This window comes from Psychrobacter sp. Cmf 22.2 (genome assembly GCF_001921745.1).
In the GTDB taxonomy this organism is placed as follows: domain Bacteria; phylum Pseudomonadota; class Gammaproteobacteria; order Pseudomonadales; family Moraxellaceae; genus Psychrobacter.
Genome location: NZ_MRYA01000002.1, coordinates 174,308 through 196,903 on the forward strand (window position 1 = coordinate 174,308; position 22,596 = coordinate 196,903).

Genomic DNA, 22,596 nt, shown 5'->3' on the forward strand with positions numbered 1-22,596 from the left:
TTAATTGTAGAGCTTCTCTAAGTGTGTTCAACTTATTCAAACCCTAAAGCCTTTTCGATTATTAGTATAAATTCTAGTATCAGCTTCGCTTCGTTTTTCATACGTATATAATTTAGAAAAATGTTCTTTCATACCATTATCATCATTTTTTTGAAAGCATTCGGCCTATGGTTACTCAACAACTTGTCATAAATCTTCTAAACAAAAACCACAGTAATACTCAAAAAACAGACAAAAAAAAGCCTCACTGCTCGTATAAAGAGTAGTGAGGCTTTTTAAGTATTTGGAGCGGGATAAGAGATTCGAACTCTCGACCCCAACCTTGGCAAGGTTATGCTCTACCACTGAGCTAATCCCGCTGATTCATCGTTTGATTAACTATCATCAGATGATGAAGGCGTATTATACGCGGTTTTTTTAGGTTGTCAACAACCACTATGAAAAAAAGTAAAATTTAATAAAATAGGCATGTCATCATACTAGCAATGTATGATATAACAGTTTTTTATAATATGTATTCCAAAAGATTTTTATCAGATAAATGATTTTGGGTTACGTTTTTATAATTACTTTCAACCATTTATATTATTGCTAGTGTTTATAAATATAATTCTTAAGGATAAGAGCTATGAGCCAACAGTATACCATCGCTGACTATTTGTTTGATCGCATCGCTGAGGCGGGTGCGACTGAGATATTTGGCGTACCAGGTGATTTTAATTTAACATTTTTAGACAATGTTATTGATTCTGATAAATTACGCTGGGTAGGTAATACCAACGAATTAAATGCAGGCTATGCTGCTGATGGTTACGCACGTGAGCGTGGGTTTGCAGCTATGGTGACGACTTTTGGTGTGGGCGAGCTGTCCGCGATTAACGCGACTGCAGGCTCCTTTGCAGAGTATGCGCCAGTCTTGCATGTCGTCGGTGCGCCTAGTACGGCGACCCAAGACTCTAAGCGACGCATCCATCATACGCTTGGTGACGGTGTGTTTAACCACTTTATCAAGATGGTAGAGCCAGTAACGGTAGCACGCGCGCGCCTTACTGTTGAAAACGCTGCTTCAGAGATTGATAGAGTCATTCGTGTGACTCTCAAAAAACACCGCCCAGGCTACTTGCTACTATCACCGGATGTGGCACGTCAGCCTATTTATCCACCTTCTACTAAGCTTGTCGATAGTGCAGAGAATATAACCAGCGAAGCTGCATTGGCTGCTTTTAAGAAAGCACTAAAAGCGTTTTTACCGAATAAGACCACCACTTTGATGGCGGATTTGATGGTGCATCGTTTGGGACTACAAGATCGGCTCAAAGCTTTGATCGCTGATACTGAGATTCCTTATACGACGCTATCATGGGGTAAGACTCTATTGGATGAGCAGAGCGATCGCTGGGCAGGCACGTATGCTGGTGTGGCATCTCGTCCAGTAGTGAAAGATGCGGTAGAAAACTGTGAATGTCTCATTAAGATTGGGGTGCAGTATACTGATACGACGACTGCAGGCTTTAGCCAAGACATTGACGAAAAAACAGTCGTAGATTTGCATTATGAACGCGCAACCATCAGTGGTCAAAACTTTGCACCCATTGCATTAGAAGATGCGCTACAGGCTTTGCATGAGGTTATGACCTCCGGTATCAATATCGTGCCAAAACCCTTTTGTAGAGAAATCAAGCCGCATGAACAACATGGCACTGATGAAGAAGCTATCCGTCAAGACGACTTGTGGCATGTCATCGCAGACCATTTGGATCATAACAATCTAGTGTTCGCTGATCAGGGGACTGCTTATTTTGGTATCAGTGATGTACGTCTGCCGGAGGGTGTGACTTGTTATGGTCAGCCAATGTGGGGCTCGATTGGTTATACCTTGCCAGCGAGCTTAGGGGCGGCTATTGCATCGCCTGACAAGCGTAGCGTCTTACTCATTGGTGATGGTTCAGCGTTATTGACCATTCAAGAAATAGCCATGATGATTCAAGAGCGTATCAATCCTGTCATTGTGCTTGTCAATAATGACGGTTATACGGTTGAACGCGCCATTCATGGTGAAAACCAGCACTATAATGATATTCCTAAGTGTAACTGGCAATTGATGCCGCAAGCTTTTGGTGCAGATGAACAAAACAGTCTTGTTCTCAAAGCAGAGACGATGGGAGAGTTAAAATCTGCTCTAAAGACAGCTGCAGCGACGACAGATAAAATGGTATTTTTGGAGGTGGTGACTGACAAGTATGATATCCCGCCGCTGTTGGCCGATATCAGCGCAGCATTTAAGCCAAAGGCAGACTAAGTAGTTGGATATATTATTTATAGTGTGAGCATTAAAAAGCCTCGTTCAAAGTTTGAGCAGGGCTTTTTTACTTTCTATTAAGCGGTATAACGGTTTTTTACAATGCTTAGAAATGAAATTTAACTAGAGCGCTAGGTACGCTCTGATTCACTCCATCAACACCAAACTTGTTTTTCCAATAGCTGTATTCCATACCGACTTCGATGCGATTATCAATACCCAGCATTTCTTGCAAGTTGTATTTGATCTGCGGATTAATATGCAGCTGGTTTGCCTTATCATCGTTATTAAAAGAATAATCAATATAACCATCAACGACGAAGTTACTCTTCTCCCAACCATAAGTTAAAGTAATCTGTTGATCATCAGCGTCACTAAAACTGTCATCGTTGAAAGCATGATATAAAGTAGCTGAAGCATACTTCATATCGTCAATTGGTATGTTTAGATCAGCACCAATACCAACTAAGAAATTATCTTGCTCAAAACCATTAGTATTCGAGCCAAACTCATAAGTACCTGCTAAGTTTACCTGCTTAATAAGACCGTTGCTGTAGTCTGAAATCTTAAACTTTGGAGACAGCTCACCATAAATATCTTTAGCGCGAGTACCATTAGCATCGCTTGCACCTTGCAAACGATCAACAAAGAAGAACACACCACCCCAGCTATGAGCAGACGCATGCTCTAAAGTGACTGTCGTCAGCTCACCATCTTCTGCTAGTTCGTAATCAGTACCATAAAGTGCAGAGATACTTGTATCTGTAAAAAAAGTCTTGGCATGAGTAGAGGTTAGACTACCCAAAGCACCAATAGTAGCCACCGCTATAAACAATGGTTGTAGATAGTACAGCCAGTTTTTAGCTAAACGGATATGAGTTGTTGCTATTAAGTTAAAACGCACAGTATTACTCCCTTAAGTACAGTCGTTAATTTCCCTTACAAGCGCAATTATAGGACCATGCAAAGTCCGGTTTTAACACCCTGTCCAAACGCGCTGTTATCTCTAAGAAAAATCAATTTTAACATAGTTGACCATTTGGTCAGGATTTATATTACTACAAAGAAATTACAATTAGTAGCATTAATGAATTAAATATTAGAAAACAAAAAAGGCTTACAATTACCTGTAAGCCTTTTTTGTTTTAAGGATTATAGCTTCATTTCAATTAAACTTAGAGAGCAGAATGTAAGCGTATGATTTATTGTGGAATTATGGTTTATTTATCAGCGATAGACCTTGGTTATTCCTCTCGGTTTTAGGTCATTGTGGCAACTGACTCTCTTATTTAAACTACTCGTTTAAATATAGTAGGTTTGGATTTTTGCAGCACAATCACGTAGTATTGGTAAAAACTGTTCGATTAATACGTCATGAGAGATACGAAGGGCATTGGTGCTAATATTAATAGCGCCAATGAGTTCGTTATTTGCTTTATAGACTGGAAGTGCTAGCGATAGCAGACCTGTATCTAGCTCTTGATTTACCACGACGTATTGCTGATCTTTAGCTTCTTTTAGCGCCTGACTGAGCTGATTACGATCGGTAATACTGTAGGGCGTATGAGCGCATAGCTCAACGTTATTAATATAATCTTTAAGCGGTTCATCAGGAAGACTGGCAAGTATCGCGCGACCCATAGAGGTATAAGCTGCAGGTAGTCTCGTGCCAATCGCGAGAGTAATAGACATCAAGCGATGTTCAGCCGCAGATCGGGCGATATATACCACTTCATCATCATCCAGTACGGCAAACGAACAAGATTCACCCGTTTTTTCAGTGACGCGTTCTAAATAAAACTGAATAATATCGTGATGATGGACGCCGCTTAAATAACTGGCGCCAAGGCTTAGCGTTTTCGGGGTCAAACTAAACTGACGCTTACTTTTATGAACGTAACCAAGAGCATGCAAGGTTAATAGATAACGTCGAGCCTTTGCTCGATCTATCTTGGCGCGCTCGGCTACTTCGCTCAACGTCATACTAGAGTGGTTTTCATCAAAAGTCAGTAATACACTCATCCCTGCCGCAAGCGATGCAACAAAATCTGGACTATCTACAGGTATTTTCTCATCTTGTTCTTTATACATGCTATTCAATGATTACCAAAATTAGAGATTCTAAATGAAAATTACTCAATTAATCAATCAGCCTTTTATACATTCTGATATTGCAAAGCGCTTTTCTGATCGTTTGTTTGTGCAGGCTATGTTGGATTTTGAGCTGGCCATTATAGAGGTCAGAGAATATCATAGCCTTATTCCAGCAGGCATTCTACAGCAAACTAAAGCAGCGTTAGCGATAGATTTGTTTGATATTGATAAGATTGGGGCGCAAACTTACCTTGGCGGTAATGCGGCTATTCCTTTCATAGCACAAGCCAAAGCCTTATTACCTCAAGACATAAAACCGTATTTTCATCAGACCGTTACCAGTCAAGATGTCATTGATACAGCGATGATGATGATGCTTAAGCCAGCTCTACAGCGTATCAATGATGATTTGCTTAATGTGCTTCAAGCTTGCGCTGTATTGATTGAAACTCACCGTGCCACACCGATGGCAGGTAGGACATTGTTGCAACAAGCACTACCAATTACTTTTGGGGTAAAGGCCTCTCAGTGGGCAGCATCACTAATCGCTGTTTTGCCAAATTTAATGCAATTAGAGCAAGCAGGTTTTTATTTACAATGGGGCGGCCCTGTTGGGGTTGGTAATGAAGAAAATGAACGTCATGAATTGCCTCAGCAAGTGGCGACATTACTCGGACTATCGTTGCCATTACTGCCTTGGCATACAAATAGGCAACCTATTCATGCGCTTGCTTCTGGGTTGGATGCTTGTGCTGGCGCTATGGAAAATATCGTTGAGGATATAGCCTTAATGTGTCAGTCTGAATTGGGTGAGTTGGCTGAACCTGCTATTGAAGGAATGGGCGGCTCATCATCGATGCCGCATAAACGTAACCCTGTGTTGTGTGCTTTAATTAAGACCGCTACGTTAAGAATGCACGGGCATCTAAGTGTGATTAGCAACACAACCGCTCAGCCTTTTGAGCGTGCGTTGGGCCAGTGGCATGCGAGCTGGATGCCTTTAATGGAAGGCGTCGCTTTGGTCGCTGGTGCCGCCGATTATCTAAAAACGTTGTTACAAGGAGTACAAGTACACCCCGAGCGCATGGCGGCCAATCTTGATTTGAATAGTGATGCGTATCTCATCGAACCTTTAAAACGCCATTTTTTAGACCGTCAAGAGCGAATCTATCCTTTAATAGAACAAGCTAGCCAACAAGCACATAGAGAACACAAAGGCTTTGTGCAAACTTTCTTTGAGTTCACAACAGAGTTATTGGTAGATGATAGCGATAATGACACAAATGAGCTTGCAACACTTCTATCTCCTTTGACTTACTGCGGTGCAGCAGATAGACAATGTCAGCTCACATTACGAGCAATCGAAACAATAGTTTCAAATTCATCCAGAATAAACAAATAACCACATTGACAGAAGCTTAGAAAAGGGTTACGTTAATTCACTATACGAACAAGAATTCTTATATAGAACAAGTTACGAAAATCTTAGTACATTTATCTTTGATCATCAAAAAAGGAACTTATGATGAAAAAAACGCTTCCTATTAGTATGGCGTTGACCGCTCTGATGAGTCTTACGGGCTGTTCAACATCGAATGATACTGCTAGCGATGCTACCAATGGCGATACTGCGTCAAGTTCTCAGGAGGCGACCACATTACGCTTTGCTCACTTTTGGCCAGCGACTTCAGCGACGCATAAAGATGTTTTTGAACCTTGGGCAAAACAGATTGAAGAAGAGTCAAATGGTCGCCTAAAAGTTGAAATCTTTCCTTCTGCAACACTCAGTAAAGCTGACGCTGCCTACGATGCCGCTGCTAAAGGTACTGTCGATATTGGCTCTCAACTCCAAGGTTATACGAATGGTCGCTTTCCATTGACTCAAATAACAGAGCTTCCTGGTCTCTCAAATTCAGCCACCCAAATGAACTGTATGCTACAGACCTTATATGATGATGGGGTGATTTCGAGCGAATATGAAGACACGCATTTGCTATTTATGATGGGTACTGGTCCTGGAGGTATTCATACAATCGATAAAGAGATTCGCAAACCAGAGGACTTAAAAGGCTTACGTATCCGCCGTCCTTCTGCCATCGCAGGTGACATTATTGAAGCGGCGGGAGGCACGCCTGTCGGTCTACCAGCCCCTGATCTTTATACTTCGCTGCAACGCGGTGTGTTAGATGGCCTAAGTCTGCCGTGGGATGCGACTGGTTCATTTAAACTCATTGAGCTTGTAAACACTCATACCAATATGCCTTTTTATAGCTCCGCTATCATGGTGACGATGAATAAAGACAAATATGAAAGCTTACCTGATGATCTCAAAAAGGTCATCGATGACAACTCCGGTATGGAGATGGCTGCTATGGCTGGCGAAGTGTTTGATGGTGAGGATGCCAAATTTATGGCTGAGGCCAAAGCCAAAGGCGATACCATGATAGATATCCCTGATCCATTAAATGATCCTGCATGGAGCGCACCATTGGAAGCTGGGACACAAAAATATCTAAAAGACACTGAGGCCCTTGGTTTGGACGCTCAAGCAGTGTATCAAAAAGCCAAAGAAGCCAGCGCTGCATGTAAAGCCTAGTTTATAAAATCATAATAGACTAATCTTATACAAGAAGTTTGCATGATTTTAATTTATCTACAAGGATGTGATAAAGATGTTTTTTAAAATTAAGATGGGCGTCATACCTTTATCTTTGCTAATGGCGTTAGGCATGTCAGGTTGCTCTAATCAATCTGAGCAAGGTGTCAATACCGATTCAGGCTCAGCAGATGTAGCGACGCAGGATGTTACGACGCTGCGTTTTTCACACTTTTGGCCATCTACAGCAGCTTTGCATACCGATGTGTTTGAGCCTTGGGCCAAAAAGATTGAAACAGACTCAGAGGGTAGGCTAAAAGTTGAGATTTACCCCTCAGCCACTCTAAGTAAACCTGATATTACTTATGACTCGACTGCTAAAGGTACTGTTGATATAGGGGCGCAAGTTCAGGGCTATATTAGCGGCCGTTTTCCATTGACTGAGATTACTCAGCTACCCGGTCTGTCAAGCTCAGGTGCTCAATTAAGCTGTATGCTACAAACCTTGTACAACGATGATGTGATAGCAGATGAGTATGAGGATACCCATCCGCTATTTATGATGGCTTCAGGACCTGGCGTTTTTCATACGATTGATAAACCTATTCGTAAACCAGAAGATCTCAAAGGCATGCGTATTCGCCGCCCGTTAGAGATAGCGGCTAATATTATCGAAGCGGCAGGCGGCACACCTGTTGGTATGCCAGCATCTGATCAATATACTTCCTTGCAACGCGGGGTAATAGATGGGGTGAGCACGCCTTGGGATGCGGCAGGCGCCTTTAAGTTAGCGGAATTGACCAACACGCATACGACCATACCCTTATACAGCTCAGCATTATTAGTGACCATGAATAAAGATAAGTATGAGAGCTTGCCTGATGATCTCAAAAAAGTCATCGATGACAACTCAGGTATGGAGATGGCAAAGGTTGCTGGCGGCTTATTCGATAGTGAAGATATTAGGGTTAAAGTTGAGTCCAAAGCTCGCGGCGATACGATGATAGAGATTCCGGATCCATTAAACGATCCTGCTTGGAGCGGTATACTTAAGACAGAAATTGAAAAATACCTCAATAATGTGGAAGCGCTTGGATTAGACGCACAAGGCGTTTACAAAGAGGCTCAAGAAGCGAGCGTTGCTTGTAAGACCTAGCTTGTAAGAGTCAGTTGGCAGAGCCAATTGTTAGAAGGAAGCATTAGAGCAAGTTATATACGATAATTATGAAAGGTTTTAGCCTATCTACAAGGATGAGATAAGGATGTCTATCAAAACTAAAATGAGCGCAATGTCGTTACTTATGACGTTAACACTGGGCATATCAGCTTGTTCCCAATCTGGTGACAATGAACAAGCGGCCAGTGTGGAATCTTCAGCAGCGGATACGACAGTTTTAAGGTTTTCACATTTTTGGCCAGCAACTTCTGCCATGCAGACTGAGGTATTTGAGCCATGGGCTAAAAAGCTCGAGACTGAATCAAATGGGCAGTTAAAAGTTGAAATCTATCCTTCTGCGACCTTAAGTAAGCCTGATGTGACCTATGACTCTGCTGCAAAGGGCACTATTGATATCGGCGCACAAGCTCACGGATATACTGCTGGGCGTTTTCCATTGACTCAAATAGCAGAATTACCGGGCCTGTCTAATTCAGCGGTACAGATGAGCTGTATGCTACAAACTCTGTATGATGATGGCACTATCGCTAGCGAATACGAAGACACGCATTTGTTGTTTTTAATGGGCGCAGGCCCAGCGGCTCTACATACCGTTGATAAGGCTATTCGCGTGCCAGAAGATATGAAGGGGATGCGTATACGTCGTCCTTCAGCTATTGCAGGGGACATTATTGAAGCTACTGGTGGCTCTCCTGTTGGTTTGCCTGCTCCTGATATTTATACCTCGTTACAGCGAGGCGTTATTGATGGGCTAAGCTTTCCTTGGCAGCCCACCGGCGACTTTAGAATCACAGAATTAGCCAATGCTCATACCAATATTCCTTTTTACAATTCAGCACTATTAGTGACGATGAATAAGGATAAGTATGAAGCTTTATCTGCCGATCTGCAAAAGATTATCGATGACAATTCAGGACGGGTAATGGCTGACATCGCAGGAAAGATGACGGATAGAGAAGATGCCAAGTTTATGGAAGAGGCGCGTGCAAAAGGAGATATTATGGTCGATATACCTGACCCACTTAATGATCCTGATTGGAGAGGTCCTTTAATAGAGGGCACACAAAAATATCTCAGAGATGTTAGCGCTTTAGGTTTAGATGCGGATGGTGTTTACGAAAAAGTCAAAGCAGTTAGCGCTGCTTGTAAGGTTTGACGGTCATAGTCTTCGTTATTGAACGTCAATATTATAGTTAAAGCATGTCTTTATTTTTTAGTTGATGTAGTAAAACTCAATCTTAATAATTTTTAAGGGATTAAAAATGGTTAATAGTGTTCACCCCACAGGACTTTTTGATAATAGTGCAAAAGATTATCAGCATATTACTGCCCATCCTTTAGCTTCTGCTATGGGCGCAGAGATTAGAGGCGTAAATTTAAGCGATGTCAGTGACGATGTCATGGCTGAGATCGAAGATGCCCTTTATAGACACAAAATGATCTTTTTCAGAGATCAGGAAATAAGCTTTACCGATCATGAAAATCTGATTCTTCAACTTGGTGAGTTCGGGACAGATGCCTATACTACTGGTGTTCCTGGTCATCCAAATATTCAACCGCTTATTAAAGAAGCAAGCGTAACTACCAAAAGCGTGTTTGGCAGTGGCTGGCATGTCGATTCAGCTTTTTTAGAGTGCCCACCTTCTATTGCCATTAATTATGGGGTAGATATACCACCATACGGTGGAGATACGATGTTCGCCAATGCTGTGTTAGCTTATAACTCTTTAAGCCCAGCAATGCAAGAGATGATAGCGCCACTAAAAGTATGGATGAGTGGTAAAAAAGTCCTTGCCAATATGCAATCAGAAAAGCAATCTCAAGAGTCAGGTAAAGTAGGCGCCATTGGCAATATCGAGCTTGATTTGAATACCCAGCAAATGCTAGAAGGTTTTTATCATCCAATGGTCAGAACCCATCCCGTGTCAGGTGAAAAGTCACTGTATGTCGACAAGATTTATGCTTGCGGGATAGAAGGCATGACAGAAGATGAGGCGCGACCTTTGCTTGATTTTTTATCGAGCTTTGCGACACAAGAGTCTTTTACTTGCCGATTAAGATGGGAAAATAATACCGTTATTATGTGGGATAACAGGATTTGCTTGCATCAAGCTTTTAATGACTATGATGGTTATAGACGTGAGATGTATCGTGCGATTGTCATGGGCGAGAGACCAGTATAATAGAATTATAGTAATAGGATTGTATTATGGAAGATATTTTTGCATCTACAGTAACCCCGCCAGGCTATAGTGACGTTGAGTGGCAAGCTCGAGTCGAATTGGCGCTGTGCTATAGAATGGTTGATTACTATGGTTGGACGACTCAAGTCTACAATCATATTTCTTATAGGATACCCGGTACTGATCATTTACTTATTAATGCTTTTGGGCTGCTATATAGTGAAATAAAACCGTCAAACTTAGTCAAAATTGACTTTGATGGAAATAAGGTCGACGACTCACCTTATCCTATCAATCAGGCAGGCAATGTGATTCATACTGCGCTTCATAAGGGTAGGCCGGATGTACACTGTGTTATGCATACTCACAATACTGATATCCAAGCGGTAAGCGCATTAAAGTGCGGTTTTATGCCTTTATACCAAGAAGCGTTTATGTTCTACGATCGAATTGGTTATCACAATTTTGAAGGTATTGTGTTAGATGAGAGCGAACAGCAACGACTGATAGCTTCACTTGGACCGACCAATCACACTTTGATGCTGAATAATCATGGGGTTATCACGACTGGACCTGACGTATCTTGGGCATTTATGAGAATGTATCAAATCATTCAAGGATGTCAAGTGCAGTTAAAAGCCATGGCATCGGGAGGAGAGATGATTCAAGTAAGTGATGATGCTATGAGAAAAACAAGAGAGCAATTTGAAGGTGGTGACGCTCAAGCTGGTGCTGCAGTGAGATTGCCTGAATGGCCCGCTTACTATCGCTTGATGAATAGATTGGATCCAAATTGGGATAAGTAATCGCTCTTTGAAAGTTACACGCGCAGGAGAACAAGCATGGCATTTTTTGCAACCGACGTACACCTTATCGCTTATCAAGATAGTGGTGAGGCTTATCTACCAGCATTATTTATGGCGCATCCACTTGGGATGAGTCGTGACGTCTGGGATAAACTCTGTGACCAATTACACGGACACTATCGTTGTATCCGCTGGGACTTACCGGGACACGGTCGTAGTGGGGTCGCAGCAGATGATGTCTCTGCAGAAGTGCTGGCTTACGATGTACTTGCCTTAGCCGATACGCTAGAGATTGAGAGCTTTAGTTTTATCGGTACATCGATTGGCGGTGTCATCGGTCAAAGCTTATGTCAGATAGCACCTGAGCGCTTAGAGCAAGTATGGTTAACCAACACTGGTGCTGTCATCGGTACTAAAGAAGCTTGGGCCGAACGTGCCAAAAATGTCCGTCATTTAGGCTTGGCTGAGATGGCTGAAGGCATCGTGACACGTTGGTTCGCTCCAAGCTATGCTAAACAATACCCCGAAACGCTACAAGGCTGGCAAGTACAATTGTTACGCAGCGATGATGAGAGCTATGCCAAGCTTTGTGAAGCATTGGCACAAGTCGATAACCGCGACAAACTAGCAAGCTATGCTAAAAGTGTTGCCTTACTTGCTGGTTCGGAGGATGTGTCGACCCCTCCTGCTACTTTAGAAGCATTACAGACGGCTTTTCCTGATGCCCACTTAACCGTATTTGCAGGGGTGGGGCATGTGCCGTCAGTTGAGGCACCAAGTCAGCTAGTCGACTATATTCAAACCAATGCTGCTCGTGCGACCGTCGGTCAAACAGGTGTCAGCTATGAGCAAGGGCTTGTACAACGTAAACGCATTCTTGGGGACGCTCATGTCGAAAGAGCGTCTAAGAATGCCACGACGCTAGACAGTCCGTTTCAACAGTTTATTACTCGTAATGCATGGGGCGAGCTATGGGGAGATCCCAGTTTGACTTTTCAGCAGCGTAGTATGATTACGACCGCTATATTAGCAGCACTAGGGCGCGATGGTGAATTGGGATTGCATTTACGCACAGCGCAGCGTTTGGGTATTACCGAAGCTCAGTTGCGTCAAGTACTGATGCATGTGTCTATCTATGCTGGTGTACCAGCGGCCAATCATGCGTTTTCTTTAGCTAAAGAAAATGGCTGGGGTGATGCAATATCCTAATATTAAAATATTCAATGCTCTAAGCCTTTTATAAAAATGGAGATACTCCTAATGAGTCAAAACTATCCTTATTTTGTCGCGCGCGACCGTGCATGGCAACCTGCACAGTATACACCAGGTTATAAAACCTCAGTTTCTCGTTCTCCGCGTCAAGCATTAGTTAGTATTCAAAATGCCAGCCCCTCAGAGCGCAGTGGTCCTGTCTTTCATAACTTAGACATGGGTCAACATGATAATGATTTATTGATGAATTTTCGTACAGAAGGCTCACAAGCAGGCTTACCTATTGGTGAGCGTATTGTAGTACATGGTCGTGTGATTGATCAGTTTGGCAAGCCAGTTCCCAATACACTAGTTGAGATGTGGCAAGCCAATGCTGGGGGCCGTTATCGTCATAAAAAGGACAGCTACCTTGCACCTCTTGATCCAAATTTTGGCGGGGTCGGCCGTTGTATGACAGATGCTGATGGTCGCTATCGTTTTCGTACAGTGCGACCTGGTCCTTATCCTTGGCCAAACGGTATTAACACCTGGCGTCCTGCGCATATTCACGTCTCAGTCATGGGACCGTCGATCTCGACTCGCTTAATTACTCAAATGTACTTTGAAGGTGATCCATTGGTTCCACTGTGCCCAATCGTACAGGTATTAAAAGACCCAGAAGCGGTAGAAACGATGATTGCGCGCTTGGATATGGCTATGAGCAAACCGATGGACTACCTAGCGTATCGTTTCGATGTGGTCGTTCGCGGCGCATTACAAACCTATTTTGAGGAGTAAAACATGTATAGCCAATACAAATCACAAGACGAGACGGGTTTACTGCGTGAAACAGCCTCACAAACGGCAGGGCCTTTCGTCCATATCGGGTTAGCGTTAGAGATTGCAGGCTTTGAGTCAAGATCAGACGAGATATGGCAGGATTTGGCTAAAGAAAATGCCGAGGGTGAGCATATCGAACTGGTTGGCTCTGTATATGATGGCAATGGTGACTTAGTACATGACGCCTTAATTGAGATTTGGCAAGCTGATAGCCACGGTAACTATGTTGCTGATTTTGATAATAAAAAACCCTTTAGCGGTTTCGGTCGTAGTGCCTGTGCGATGGATGGTGACTTTTATTTTAATACGATTAAACCTGGGCAAGTAGATTTCGACGGTAAATCAATGGCGCCTCATATCAATATTGCTATTTTTGCACGTGGTATCAATCTTCATTTGCAGACCAGAGCGTACTTTGATGACGAAGAGACTGCTAATGAAGATTGTCCAATCTTAAACAGAGTCCCGTCGCCTGTACGCCGCAAAACGCTGATAGCAGTAAAAGAGTCGAACAATGGAAAACCCCGTTATCGATTTGACATACACTTGCAAGGTGACGACGAAACGGTCTTTTTTGACTTTTAATTTGACTTTTAACATTGGGGCGGCATAGGACTCTAAACGGACTTTATTAAATATAGAGAGGGATTTCATGACTAAGACGCAGGCAACTTCAAATGCACAAGTAACCACCAAAACTCAAGTTGCCATCATTGGTGCAGGTCCATCTGGTTTGTTACTTGGGCAGTTATTGACCAAAGCTGGTATCGACAATATCATCTTAGAACGTCAATCAGGTGAGTATGTATTGGGACGTATTCGTGCAGGTGTGTTAGAGCAAGGTACAGCAGACCTCATTCGTGAAGCGGGTGCTGGCATGCGTATGGACAAAGAGGGCTTAATACATACTCACACAGACTTTAGTTTTCAAGGTGAGCACTATCAGTTGGACCTCGAAAAATACAGCGGTGGCAAACATGTGATTGTGTACGGTCAGACAGAAGTCACTCGCGATTTGATGGAGGAACGTGAAAAAGCAGGCGCTATCACAGTGTATCAAGCGGATAATGTCAAGCTACATGATATTGAGTCAGACAGCCCTTATGTGACTTACCAACATAAAGATGAAATATTTCGTGTAGATTGCGATTATATTGCTGGGTGTGATGGCTTTCACGGCGTTTCGCGCAAATCCATTCCTGCTAGTAAATTAGAAGAATATGAAAAAACCTATCCATTTGGCTGGCTAGGTTTGATGAGTGATACGCCACCAGTCAATGATGAGTTGGTTTATTGCGCCCATGAACGCGGCTTTGCACTGTGTTCAATGCGTTCCCCGACCAGAAGTCGTTATTACATCCAAGTGCCTGATACAGACAAAATAGAGAACTGGAATGAAGAAAAGTTTTGGGATGAGTTAAAGCGCCGTATTCCACCAGAAATGGCTGAACGCTTAGTGACTGGCCCAGCATTGGAGATGAGTATCGCTCCATTGCGCTCTTATGTATGTGAAACCATGCAGTATGGCAAAGTGTTTTTGTTAGGGGATGCCGCGCACATCGTACCGCCGACTGGGGCGAAAGGCTTGAACCTTGCTGCCAGTGATGTAGAGACTGCCTTTCGTCTATTTGCAAAAATCTACAAAGAAGGGCGTACTGATCTGATTCCACGCTATCAAGAAATATGTTTGGCACGGGTCTGGAAAGCGGTACGTTTCTCGTGGTGGATGACTATGTTATTACATCGTTTCCAAAGTGCGGGTCGTTTTGATTTCCGTGTGCAGCAAGCTGAGTTTGACTACTTTATTAACTCAGAAGCAGGTAAGACAACCATTGCAGAAAATTATGTGGGCTTGCCGTGTGAGGCATTGGAATAGTCTATAAATACTAGTTTATACTTAAAACGAAAAGGCTTTTAATGCTATGTTTACTATAGTATTAAAGGCCTTTTTATTATTTAAAAACCCATATGTTTTTCCAAACTCTTATAACACACAACTGCTACGATTGAGTACAGCAGTTGTGCTACGTTTAAACGTAATTATTCAATGTACCAAATAAACTAATCGTTTTCTTTCACTCTAATGGAATAGCTAGTCATATGAATATTAACTTTCCTGACCTTGAAAAGCTCATCAAAATAGCTGAACGCTCTAACATAAATTCCTTAGAAGTAACGGATGGTGACGCGTGCATCTCTATAGTATGTCGCTCTGATGACAACAAAGATATCAGTGATAACAACAATAACAACAAGCGCAATCTTGCTAGCACCTCCGGCTCAACACAGCGAACAATGACAAGCGCTGAGAGCAGTCAAAACGCTGTTAATGATAGCGATGCAGTTCTCAATAAAAAAGAGGTAAATGAAGACGCCCAAAATCGAGTAACAGCACCTATGCTAGGAACTTTTTATCGGCGCTCAGAGCCTACTGCTGACGAGTTTGTTAAAGCAGAGGATAAGGTAGATGAGGGACAGACGCTATGTATCATCGAGGCTATGAAAATGATGCATGAGGTCAAAGCTGATTTTGCTTGTACTATCAAAGACGTACTAGTAGATGAAGGTGATGTCGTAGAATATGGACAGGCCTTGTTTGTCATTGAACCAGCCAACTGAGATTGGTTCATCTTACTTACTGTATTTTCTATGAAGACCAGCTTAGGAAGACCGACATGTTCTCAAAAATCTTAATTGCTAACCGTGGCGAGATTGCCCTACGCATTGTGCGAGCTTGCAAACAGCTGGGTATTCAGTCAGTCATAGCGCATTCGGAGTCAGATAAAGACTCACTCCCAGTTCGCCTCGCTGATGAGAGTATATGTATTGGGCCTGCTAATGCAACACACAGCTACTTAAATCAAAGAGCCATTGTCGCCGCGGCAAAAATGACCAACGCTGACGCCATTCACTCAGGCTATGGGTTTTTGTCCGAAAATGCTGAATTTGCAGATTTGATTGAAAAGTCTGGTCTCATTTTTATCGGACCGACCGCAGATAATATCAGACAGATGGGAGACAAGGTCGCTGCCAAAAAACAGATGATTGCCGCAAGTGTGCCTTGTGTGCCGGGTTCCGAAGGTGCTTTGCCCGCAGATAGCGCTCAGATAATCAAGATTGCAAGTGATGTTGGCTATCCCGTTATTATTAAAGCGGCGAGTGGCGGTGGTGGCCGCGGTATGCGCGTCGTAGAAAAAGAGGCCGATTTATTATCCGCTATTTCTATGACGCAAACAGAAGCCAAAGCCAATTTTGGTAGTGCTATTGTTTATCTCGAAAAGTACCTACAAGCGCCGCGCCATATCGAAATCCAAGTGCTATCTGATACCCACGGCAATGCTATCTATCTTGGTGAGCGCGATTGCTCTATGCAGCGCCGCCACCAAAAAGTGATAGAGGAAGCGCCAGCGCCAGGTATCACAGATGAACAAAGACAGCGGATAGGTCAAGCTTGCGCGACTGCCTGCCAACAAATGAAATATAGAGGTGCGGGGACGTTTGAGTTTTTATACGAAAATGGTGAGTTCTTTTTTATCGAGATGAATACACGTATTCAGGTTGAGCATCCAATCACCGAGATGGTCACTGGGGTCGATATCGTCCAAGAACAAATACGAGTAGCCGCAGGGTTAGAGCTTGCGCATAAACAAAGCGATATCGTTATCAATGGACACGCTTTTGAGTGCCGTATTAATGCTGAAAATCCGGATACCTTTTTGCCCAATGCTGGCCGTATAGATTACTGTCATATGCCAGAAGGGCTTGGTATTCGAGTCGATAGCCATATCGAGTCGAACTATACCGTTCCGCCCTCTTATGACAGTTTAATAGCGAAAATATGCGTGCATGATCACTCAAGGGAGGCGGCGATTAAAAAGATGCAAGCGGCCTTATCAGAAGCGCAAATTATAGGCATTGATACCAATATCAGCCTTCACGAGCGGTTGTTTAAAGATAAAGCGTTTTGTCAGGGTCAAGTGAGTATTCATTATCTGACCGAATGGATAAAAGAGAATATCTAAATTGAGCTTTAATATTTCTAAAAATAGATCTGAAGCCGAAATGAGAAACAAAGATAACGGAGCGTGTGGTAATGGAATTACAATGGCAACTATGCAGTGAGACCAATCTAACTTTGTTTTTCCCTAAACCTATAACGTTAGAGAAGCAGCAACAGTGCTGGGCGCTCGCCGATACCATACAGCAGATGCCAGAAGTCTTAGAAGTCGTCATCGGCATGAATACACTAAGTGTCTTCACCGTCTCCTTAACATGGGTGGAGCTTGAAGCGTTTAAAGATAACCTATCAGCTTTGCTTAACGACATTCCTTCAAAAACCATAAACGGTAAGCATGTTGAAATCCCCGTACATTATGGCGGCAAATATGGCCCTGATTTAAAAACACTGGCCACTGAATTGGGTCTGTCCGTTGAAGCGGTTGTCAAGTTACACACCGAGGCGACTTATACGGTTTATTTCATTGGTTTTCAGCCAGGCTTCCCTTATCTTGGCGGCTTATCTGAATCCTTATATTTTCCAAGACATGCGACCCCAAGAACAAGAGTGCCTGCAGGTTCGGTCGGCATCGGTGGTGAACAAACCGGTGTCTATCCCTTTGAATCCCCAGGTGGTTGGCAGCTGTTAGGCCAAACTGATATACCTTTATTTGATTTAACAAAAGCGTCGCATGCTTTGCTTAACGCAGGCGATACCCTGAAATTTACCGCTATTGATATTTATGAATAAAACATCTTTAAATCAGATATCTGCTAATAACAATAAATAGGTGCTATCAATGAAGATTTTAACCACGAGTGCGCTTGCTAGCATCCAAGACTCAGGACGATTTGGCTACCGAAGCATGGGCGTGGATAGAAGCGGGGTGATGGATAGCTGGGCTTTGCAAGCGGGAAACGCGTTGTTAAAGAACGATCTTAACGAGCCTGCTATTGAAATAGCGGTCGGTAGTCTTACGGTACAGTTTGAAGAGGACGTCAGTTTTTGCTTAACGGGTGCGCTGTACGAGGCATATATAGATGATAAGCGTATTCCTTGCTATTGGCGTATTAATGCACAGGCGGGGCAAACGCTTAAACTACTGCGTCCATTGCAAGGTATGTATAGCTATCTGTGTGTACACGGCGGCTTTGATATCGAGCCGGTACTGCAATCGTCGAGCACCAATCTGAAAGCCAGTTTTGGCGGTTTTAAAGGCAGGTATCTTAAAGCAGATGATGTGGTGAAAGTGAGAACAGATTCAAGCTTACGGGTTATAGGGGTGGCTCGCCTTGAGCCGACCAATAGGATTAGAGTAATAAAAAACAGTGAGTACGAGTATTTTACCTCTGCCTCAAAAGCCGCGTTTGAATCACAGCAATGGCAATTACAAAGCAGTAGCAACCGTATGGGCTATCGCTTGGATGGTACCGCACTTGAGTTTAATGAAGCTGTGCAAATGAGCTCGCATGGTGTCGATATCGGCATGATTCAAGTACCGCCACAAGGACAGCCGATTGTTCTGATGGCTGATGCCCAAACGACAGGCGGCTATCCTAAAATTGCGACGGTAATTAACGCTGATATAGGGCTCATGGCGCAAATTCGGTTTGGTAAAAATTGTCAATTTGTCGTCGTAGAGGTAGAGCAAGCATTGCGTGAGCAGCAAAAAAGACAACATTATATTGAGCAAATTAAGGAGTACGCCCATGAAAGTTGATTTAAATGCCGACGTTGCCGAAGGCTGCGGACAAGACGATAAACTATTGACCATAGTAAGCTCGGCTAACGTGTGCTGCGGCTTACATGCAGGCTCCTATGCCGAGATGCTAACCACCTTACAGTTGGCAAAAAAAAATAACGTCAGGGTAGGGGCTCATCCCAGTCTAGACGATAGAGAGAACTTTGGTCGCAGTGATCAAGTTTTGAGTGAGGAGGGCTATCGTGCCTTAATGCGGTATCAGTTGGGCGCAACCAAAGCGCTTTGTGACTTGGTTGGTGTGCCGTTAGAGTATGTCAAACCGCATGGCGCTTTATATAACCAAGCCGCTGCCAATGAATCATTAGCAGATATTCTGGTCAGTGAAATTAAGAGTTTCGACTCCAATCTAAAAGTAATGGGTCTATCAGGTGGCTATCTAGTCAAGTCAGCAAAGAACCACGGTCTAGAGGCGATATCTGAAGTATTTGCCGATAGAAACTATGAAAAAGATGGCACGCTCGTCTCACGTAGCAAAGACAATGCCCTAATAACTGACACGAATGAAGCGACCAATCATGTCATGCAAATGATTACTGAAGGTTCTGTTACCAGTGTATACGGTGAAAAGGTGCCGGTAGATGCCCAAAGCATATGCTTACATGGTGACGGCGAACATGCCATTCTTTTCGCAAAAGAAATAAAGAAGCAGTTAGAACTAAAAGGTATTGAGATATCAGCTTAATATCAGATTAATAATCGCTTGAACCACCTACTCTGTATAAAACAAGGATGTTTATGAGTACCTTAAAAAAACACAATACAGCTTTTACCGAAAGCCTGATGGCAAGTTTTGGTTTTGTTATTTTAATCTCTATTATTATGGATATTGGCGTCCAGCTTAACGTTTGGCGAATAGTAGCCGTGTCTTGGTATCAATTAAGGAGTTTATGATGGATATAGAACAAGTGGCGCGGATAGTTAAACTGGTAGAAAGTAGCCAATTGTATAAAGTAACGATTGAAGCTAGTGGACAGTCAATTACGGTAGTGAATAATGTAAACCAGCAGGGTACTATCCATCCTTTAAAGACAAAGTCCATTCAAAAAACTGAAAACATTGGCAGTGCTCTATCACAGGTGCGCGCGACGCATGTCGGTCGAGTTTATTTAAGTGAAGATGGGGCAACTGATCATTTAGTTAGCAAAGGCGATCGCATTAAAAAAGGTCAAACGATTTGCTTTATTGAAGAATTGACTCGACTGCTACCTGTGGTCAGTGACAAAGAAGGTGTCGTGAGCGATATATTGGTTGAGGATGGGCAAAGTGTTGAATACGGGCAGTCTATTTTAGCTTTGGAAATATAAAGAAATTAAAGTGAGAAAATAGTCTTTATTAAGGCTATTATTTATATGTAGCTTAACTCTTTTTGTTAAGTTGCTTGAAAGGCGGATGACGGATTTATCAATAGTATCTAAAACAGGAATGTATGACATCATGGAAAACGAAACGATATCAGATGTAAAAGGAAGGGTAACTCAACAAGAATGGGATATGCGAGTCAATCTTGCCGCTTGCTACCGACTTATTGCATTATATGGTTGGGATGATTTGGTCTTCACACATATCTCAGCACGAGTACCAGATACTGAGGATGAGTTTTTAATCAACCCTTATGGTTTATTGTTTGAAGAGATTACTGCCTCAAACCTTGTTAAAGTTAATCAAGCGGGCGAAAAAATATTATCATCAGCCTACGATATCAATCCAGCAGGATTTACCATTCATAGTGCGGTCCATGAAGCCCGCGCCGACGCTCACTGTGTCATTCATCTACATACCAGTGACGGGGTTGCCGTCTCTACTCAAGTGCAAGGCTTACTACCTATTTCTCAGCAATCATTATTTCCGTTATCTAACTTGGCCTATCATGATTATGAAGGGGTAGCACTAAACCCTGCAGAAAAGGTGCGACTAGTCGATGACCTTGGCGATGCCAACTTTATGATTCTGCGTAATCATGGCCTGCTCACTTGTGCGAGCACCGTTGCCGATGCGTTTTTATTTATGTATATCATGCAAAGGGCGTGCGAAGTGCAAATTAAAGCCCAGAGTGGCGGTAGTGAGTTGACCCATATACCACCGCAAATCTTAGCTGGTATTAAAGCAGCATCAAATGCAGTCACTAAAGAGGCCAATGGTGATATCGCTTGGCCAGCCTTACTAAGGAAGCTACGCCGTACCGATCCGTCATTTGAGGAGTAATGATTGATGATCACTCTGAATGGCAGCAGCAGGGACAGCTACTCTACAGTTTAGAGAGCGTATTAGCTAAGGTATAAAGATAACATTGAATACTTTTTATATATTGTCTCAGATTAGGCTTGTTATGCATGTTGATTTGGCGCAATATACAATTTGGCTTGTATCATTATTCATTGCTTTGCAAGGTATGGATTATAGACCCCATCTCTGTTTTTAGTGTCGATCAGGGCGACAAGGGATTACTTATATTTTTTAGCTATCACTCGATTTATCACTCTGATCAAACTATAAACATAGTTACTTCTAATGGGTTATCTTATAAATTATTATGATATCGAATCCATTTACTCGCCTTATCAATGTTTGGATTGCTATTCTTGTTATAGTATTACATGGTGTCACTGTATGGGCTATGGTATCTATGAATAGTCCTGAACGTCCTATGATAAATGCTCTCGAGCCTAAGACAATTCAATTAGAGTTAATAACATTATCAGCACTATCCAACGAAAAACCTGACGTAAGACCAAAACTCAAGTCCGTTTCTCAACCTCAAGAGTCATTGCCACCAGTACAAGAAGTAACTGAGCAAACTGAAAACATCAAACTTACCAAATCTGCCAAGCCCGCACCCATATTAGAAGCTATAGAACCTGAATTAAAAGCAGAACCATTAAAGCCCATAAAAGAATCTGTCATAGCTACAAAAGAGCCTAAGTCAAATCAAGAGACCAAGGATTTTTCATCAGAGCAAAAGCTAGTAATCACAGAATCAAGAAAAATATCGAATGCCAAAGATGAGGCAGAGTCAGATTTATCCGCGATGATTCTGGCCGTGACAAAACAGTTCAATCGCGAACAAGCTATACAGCAGCAAGCTGTTCAAAGTCAGTCTAATAGGAAGCGTATCGAACAAGATAAATTGCAGCTGCAGGCGGTTAATGATGCCGTTTCTAAAGTGTTGGCAACAGATCAAGCGAGTGAACGAAAACCTGAACAATTAGCTCCAGACGACAAAATTGATGAGAGTAGTGAAGTAGTACCGTTTTTGGAAGAACAAGCCAGTTGGCTTGGCGAATACGAACCTAATACTAGCCTTCCGCTGCTAATATGGCGCAATACTACTGCCCGCTCGGGTGATATCTTTCATGTACTATTGGAGCTACATGTCGATAAAAATGGTCACATTACTGAGGTACAACTACTTCAGTCATCGGGCAATGTAATTATCGATGCGGTAGCAATGATTCAAATAAGAGAAGGACAGCTCAATCCATTTCAAAAAAACGGTGTGCTAGTAAATGCCACTGTACCCATGCAGTTAAATTATGAGATGCCTTGATGTAGACAATTATATCTAAAACTCTGCATATGAATAAAAATATATTTCTTGTCAATATGTTCATACTGACAAGAAATATGATGTGCTTTAATGAAGTTTAGTCGTTT

22 protein-coding genes and 1 tRNA gene are annotated in these 22,596 nt (G+C 42.6%); 20 read left to right on the plus strand and 3 right to left on the minus strand.

Going from position 1 to position 22,596, the window contains the following annotated elements; all coding sequences use genetic code 11:
- Window positions 1–284: 284 nt before the first annotated feature.
- Window positions 285–359: transfer RNA gene (locus tag BTV98_RS04930), tRNA-Gly, on the minus strand.
- Window positions 360–628: 269 nt separating this feature from the next.
- On the opposite strand from BTV98_RS04930, the gene BTV98_RS04935 reads away from it, so the two are divergent.
- On the plus strand, window positions 629–2,299 hold the full coding sequence (locus BTV98_RS04935) for an alpha-keto acid decarboxylase family protein (protein WP_075103060.1): 1,671 nt from the start codon (window positions 629–631) through the stop codon (window positions 2,297–2,299).
- 106 nt (window positions 2,300–2,405) lie between these two features.
- Here BTV98_RS04935 and BTV98_RS04940 read toward each other — a convergent pair whose 3' ends face one another.
- Window positions 2,406–3,203: a DUF5020 family protein gene (locus BTV98_RS04940; RefSeq protein WP_256713841.1), complete on the minus strand. Its 798-nt coding sequence runs from the start codon at window positions 3,201–3,203 to the stop codon at window positions 2,406–2,408.
- 398 nt (window positions 3,204–3,601) lie between these two features.
- Entirely contained in the window at window positions 3,602–4,390 is a 789-nt protein-coding gene (locus BTV98_RS04945) for an IclR family transcriptional regulator C-terminal domain-containing protein (protein ID WP_058369808.1), read from the minus strand.
- A 34-nt stretch (window positions 4,391–4,424) separates the two neighbouring features.
- Here BTV98_RS04945 and BTV98_RS04950 point away from each other — a divergent pair, with 34 nt between their 5' ends.
- From BTV98_RS04950 to BTV98_RS05035, 19 genes are all read left to right on the plus strand, one after another.
- A complete protein-coding gene (locus BTV98_RS04950) occupies window positions 4,425–5,795 on the plus strand; it encodes a lyase family protein (RefSeq protein WP_058369809.1) in 1,371 nt (456 codons plus the stop codon).
- Between the two features lie 123 nt (window positions 5,796–5,918).
- Entirely contained in the window at window positions 5,919–6,989 is a 1,071-nt protein-coding gene (gene dctP, locus BTV98_RS04955; protein ID WP_058369810.1) for a TRAP transporter substrate-binding protein, read from the plus strand.
- A gap of 76 nt (window positions 6,990–7,065) precedes the next feature.
- On the plus strand, window positions 7,066–8,145 hold the full coding sequence (locus BTV98_RS04960; RefSeq protein ID WP_227511814.1) for a TRAP transporter substrate-binding protein: 1,080 nt from the start codon (window positions 7,066–7,068) through the stop codon (window positions 8,143–8,145).
- 145 nt (window positions 8,146–8,290) lie between these two features.
- A complete protein-coding gene (locus BTV98_RS04965) occupies window positions 8,291–9,322 on the plus strand; it encodes a TRAP transporter substrate-binding protein (RefSeq protein WP_227511815.1) in 1,032 nt (343 codons plus the stop codon).
- A gap of 106 nt (window positions 9,323–9,428) precedes the next feature.
- Window positions 9,429–10,349: a TauD/TfdA family dioxygenase gene (locus BTV98_RS04970; RefSeq protein ID WP_058369811.1), complete on the plus strand. Its 921-nt coding sequence runs from the start codon at window positions 9,429–9,431 to the stop codon at window positions 10,347–10,349.
- Between the two features lie 26 nt (window positions 10,350–10,375).
- Window positions 10,376–11,155, plus strand: coding sequence for a class II aldolase/adducin family protein (locus BTV98_RS04975; protein ID WP_058369812.1), 780 nt, complete (start codon window positions 10,376–10,378; stop codon window positions 11,153–11,155).
- 36 nt (window positions 11,156–11,191) lie between these two features.
- A complete protein-coding gene (locus tag BTV98_RS04980) occupies window positions 11,192–12,364 on the plus strand; it encodes an alpha/beta fold hydrolase (RefSeq protein WP_075103061.1) in 1,173 nt (390 codons plus the stop codon).
- Between the two features lie 51 nt (window positions 12,365–12,415).
- Entirely contained in the window at window positions 12,416–13,144 is a 729-nt protein-coding gene (gene pcaH / locus BTV98_RS04985) for a protocatechuate 3,4-dioxygenase subunit beta (protein ID WP_058369882.1), read from the plus strand.
- Window positions 13,145–13,147: 3 nt separating this feature from the next.
- Window positions 13,148–13,771 (plus strand): protocatechuate 3,4-dioxygenase subunit alpha, encoded by a 624-nt coding sequence (pcaG, locus tag BTV98_RS04990; RefSeq protein WP_075103062.1) that lies wholly within the window; start codon window positions 13,148–13,150, stop codon window positions 13,769–13,771.
- A gap of 67 nt (window positions 13,772–13,838) precedes the next feature.
- On the plus strand, window positions 13,839–15,062 hold the full coding sequence (pobA, locus tag BTV98_RS04995) for a 4-hydroxybenzoate 3-monooxygenase (protein ID WP_075103063.1): 1,224 nt from the start codon (window positions 13,839–13,841) through the stop codon (window positions 15,060–15,062).
- Between the two features lie 224 nt (window positions 15,063–15,286).
- On the plus strand, window positions 15,287–15,805 hold the full coding sequence (accB, locus tag BTV98_RS05000) for an acetyl-CoA carboxylase biotin carboxyl carrier protein (protein ID WP_058369836.1): 519 nt from the start codon (window positions 15,287–15,289) through the stop codon (window positions 15,803–15,805).
- A 56-nt stretch (window positions 15,806–15,861) separates the two neighbouring features.
- On the plus strand, window positions 15,862–17,208 hold the full coding sequence (accC, locus tag BTV98_RS05005) for an acetyl-CoA carboxylase biotin carboxylase subunit (RefSeq protein ID WP_058369835.1): 1,347 nt from the start codon (window positions 15,862–15,864) through the stop codon (window positions 17,206–17,208).
- Between the two features lie 71 nt (window positions 17,209–17,279).
- On the plus strand, window positions 17,280–17,933 hold the full coding sequence (gene pxpB / locus BTV98_RS05010; protein WP_058369834.1) for a 5-oxoprolinase subunit PxpB: 654 nt from the start codon (window positions 17,280–17,282) through the stop codon (window positions 17,931–17,933).
- 49 nt (window positions 17,934–17,982) lie between these two features.
- On the plus strand, window positions 17,983–18,903 hold the full coding sequence (locus tag BTV98_RS05015) for a biotin-dependent carboxyltransferase family protein (RefSeq protein WP_058369833.1): 921 nt from the start codon (window positions 17,983–17,985) through the stop codon (window positions 18,901–18,903).
- The gene (gene pxpA, locus BTV98_RS05020) at window positions 18,893–19,627 is read left to right on the plus strand and encodes a 5-oxoprolinase subunit PxpA (protein ID WP_058369832.1); all 735 of its coding nucleotides are present in this window, start codon (window positions 18,893–18,895) and stop codon (window positions 19,625–19,627) included. Before BTV98_RS05015 ends, pxpA begins: the two co-directional genes overlap by 11 nt.
- Before the next feature lie 53 nt (window positions 19,628–19,680).
- Window positions 19,681–19,836: a hypothetical protein gene (locus BTV98_RS13615; protein WP_156410101.1), complete on the plus strand. Its 156-nt coding sequence runs from the start codon at window positions 19,681–19,683 to the stop codon at window positions 19,834–19,836.
- Window positions 19,833–20,249: a biotin/lipoyl-containing protein gene (locus BTV98_RS05025; RefSeq protein ID WP_227511817.1), complete on the plus strand. Its 417-nt coding sequence runs from the start codon at window positions 19,833–19,835 to the stop codon at window positions 20,247–20,249. The genes BTV98_RS13615 and BTV98_RS05025 overlap by 4 nt, the downstream gene beginning before the upstream one ends.
- 130 nt (window positions 20,250–20,379) lie before the next feature.
- Window positions 20,380–21,147 carry a class II aldolase/adducin family protein gene (locus tag BTV98_RS05030; RefSeq protein WP_058369830.1) on the plus strand — a complete coding sequence of 256 codons (768 nt, stop codon included), beginning with the start codon at window positions 20,380–20,382 and terminating at the stop codon, window positions 21,145–21,147.
- 421 nt (window positions 21,148–21,568) lie between these two features.
- Window positions 21,569–22,489: a TonB family protein gene (locus tag BTV98_RS05035; RefSeq protein WP_075103064.1), complete on the plus strand. Its 921-nt coding sequence runs from the start codon at window positions 21,569–21,571 to the stop codon at window positions 22,487–22,489.
- Window positions 22,490–22,596: the final 107 nt, after the last annotated feature.

Bases quoted from the DNA above. Each gene is read 5' to 3' on its own strand.
- BTV98_RS05035 (WP_075103064.1), top strand. From the start codon at position 21,569: ATGAATAGTCCTGAACGTCCTATGATAAATGCTCTCGAGCCTAAGACA.
- accC (WP_058369835.1), top strand. From the start codon at position 15,862: ATGTTCTCAAAAATCTTAATTGCTAACCGTGGCGAGATTGCCCTACGC.
- dctP (WP_058369810.1), top strand. From the start codon at position 5,919: ATGAAAAAAACGCTTCCTATTAGTATGGCGTTGACCGCTCTGATGAGT.
- BTV98_RS05025 (WP_227511817.1), top strand. From the start codon at position 19,833: ATGATGGATATAGAACAAGTGGCGCGGATAGTTAAACTGGTAGAAAGT.
- BTV98_RS05030 (WP_058369830.1), top strand. From the start codon at position 20,380: ATGGAAAACGAAACGATATCAGATGTAAAAGGAAGGGTAACTCAACAA.
- BTV98_RS04980 (WP_075103061.1), top strand. From the start codon at position 11,192: ATGGCATTTTTTGCAACCGACGTACACCTTATCGCTTATCAAGATAGT.
- BTV98_RS13615 (WP_156410101.1), top strand. From the start codon at position 19,681: ATGAGTACCTTAAAAAAACACAATACAGCTTTTACCGAAAGCCTGATG.
- BTV98_RS04970 (WP_058369811.1), top strand. From the start codon at position 9,429: ATGGTTAATAGTGTTCACCCCACAGGACTTTTTGATAATAGTGCAAAA.
- BTV98_RS04935 (WP_075103060.1), top strand. From the start codon at position 629: ATGAGCCAACAGTATACCATCGCTGACTATTTGTTTGATCGCATCGCT.
- BTV98_RS04965 (WP_227511815.1), top strand. From the start codon at position 8,291: ATGACGTTAACACTGGGCATATCAGCTTGTTCCCAATCTGGTGACAAT.
- BTV98_RS04960 (WP_227511814.1), top strand. From the start codon at position 7,066: ATGTTTTTTAAAATTAAGATGGGCGTCATACCTTTATCTTTGCTAATG.
- BTV98_RS04975 (WP_058369812.1), top strand. From the start codon at position 10,376: ATGGAAGATATTTTTGCATCTACAGTAACCCCGCCAGGCTATAGTGAC.
- accB (WP_058369836.1), top strand. From the start codon at position 15,287: ATGAATATTAACTTTCCTGACCTTGAAAAGCTCATCAAAATAGCTGAA.
- pobA (WP_075103063.1), top strand. From the start codon at position 13,839: ATGACTAAGACGCAGGCAACTTCAAATGCACAAGTAACCACCAAAACT.
- BTV98_RS04945 (WP_058369808.1), bottom strand. From the start codon at position 4,390: ATGTATAAAGAACAAGATGAGAAAATACCTGTAGATAGTCCAGATTTT.
- BTV98_RS05015 (WP_058369833.1), top strand. From the start codon at position 17,983: ATGAAGATTTTAACCACGAGTGCGCTTGCTAGCATCCAAGACTCAGGA.
- pcaH (WP_058369882.1), top strand. From the start codon at position 12,416: ATGAGTCAAAACTATCCTTATTTTGTCGCGCGCGACCGTGCATGGCAA.
- pcaG (WP_075103062.1), top strand. From the start codon at position 13,148: ATGTATAGCCAATACAAATCACAAGACGAGACGGGTTTACTGCGTGAA.
- pxpB (WP_058369834.1), top strand. From the start codon at position 17,280: ATGGAATTACAATGGCAACTATGCAGTGAGACCAATCTAACTTTGTTT.
- pxpA (WP_058369832.1), top strand. From the start codon at position 18,893: ATGAAAGTTGATTTAAATGCCGACGTTGCCGAAGGCTGCGGACAAGAC.
- BTV98_RS04950 (WP_058369809.1), top strand. From the start codon at position 4,425: ATGAAAATTACTCAATTAATCAATCAGCCTTTTATACATTCTGATATT.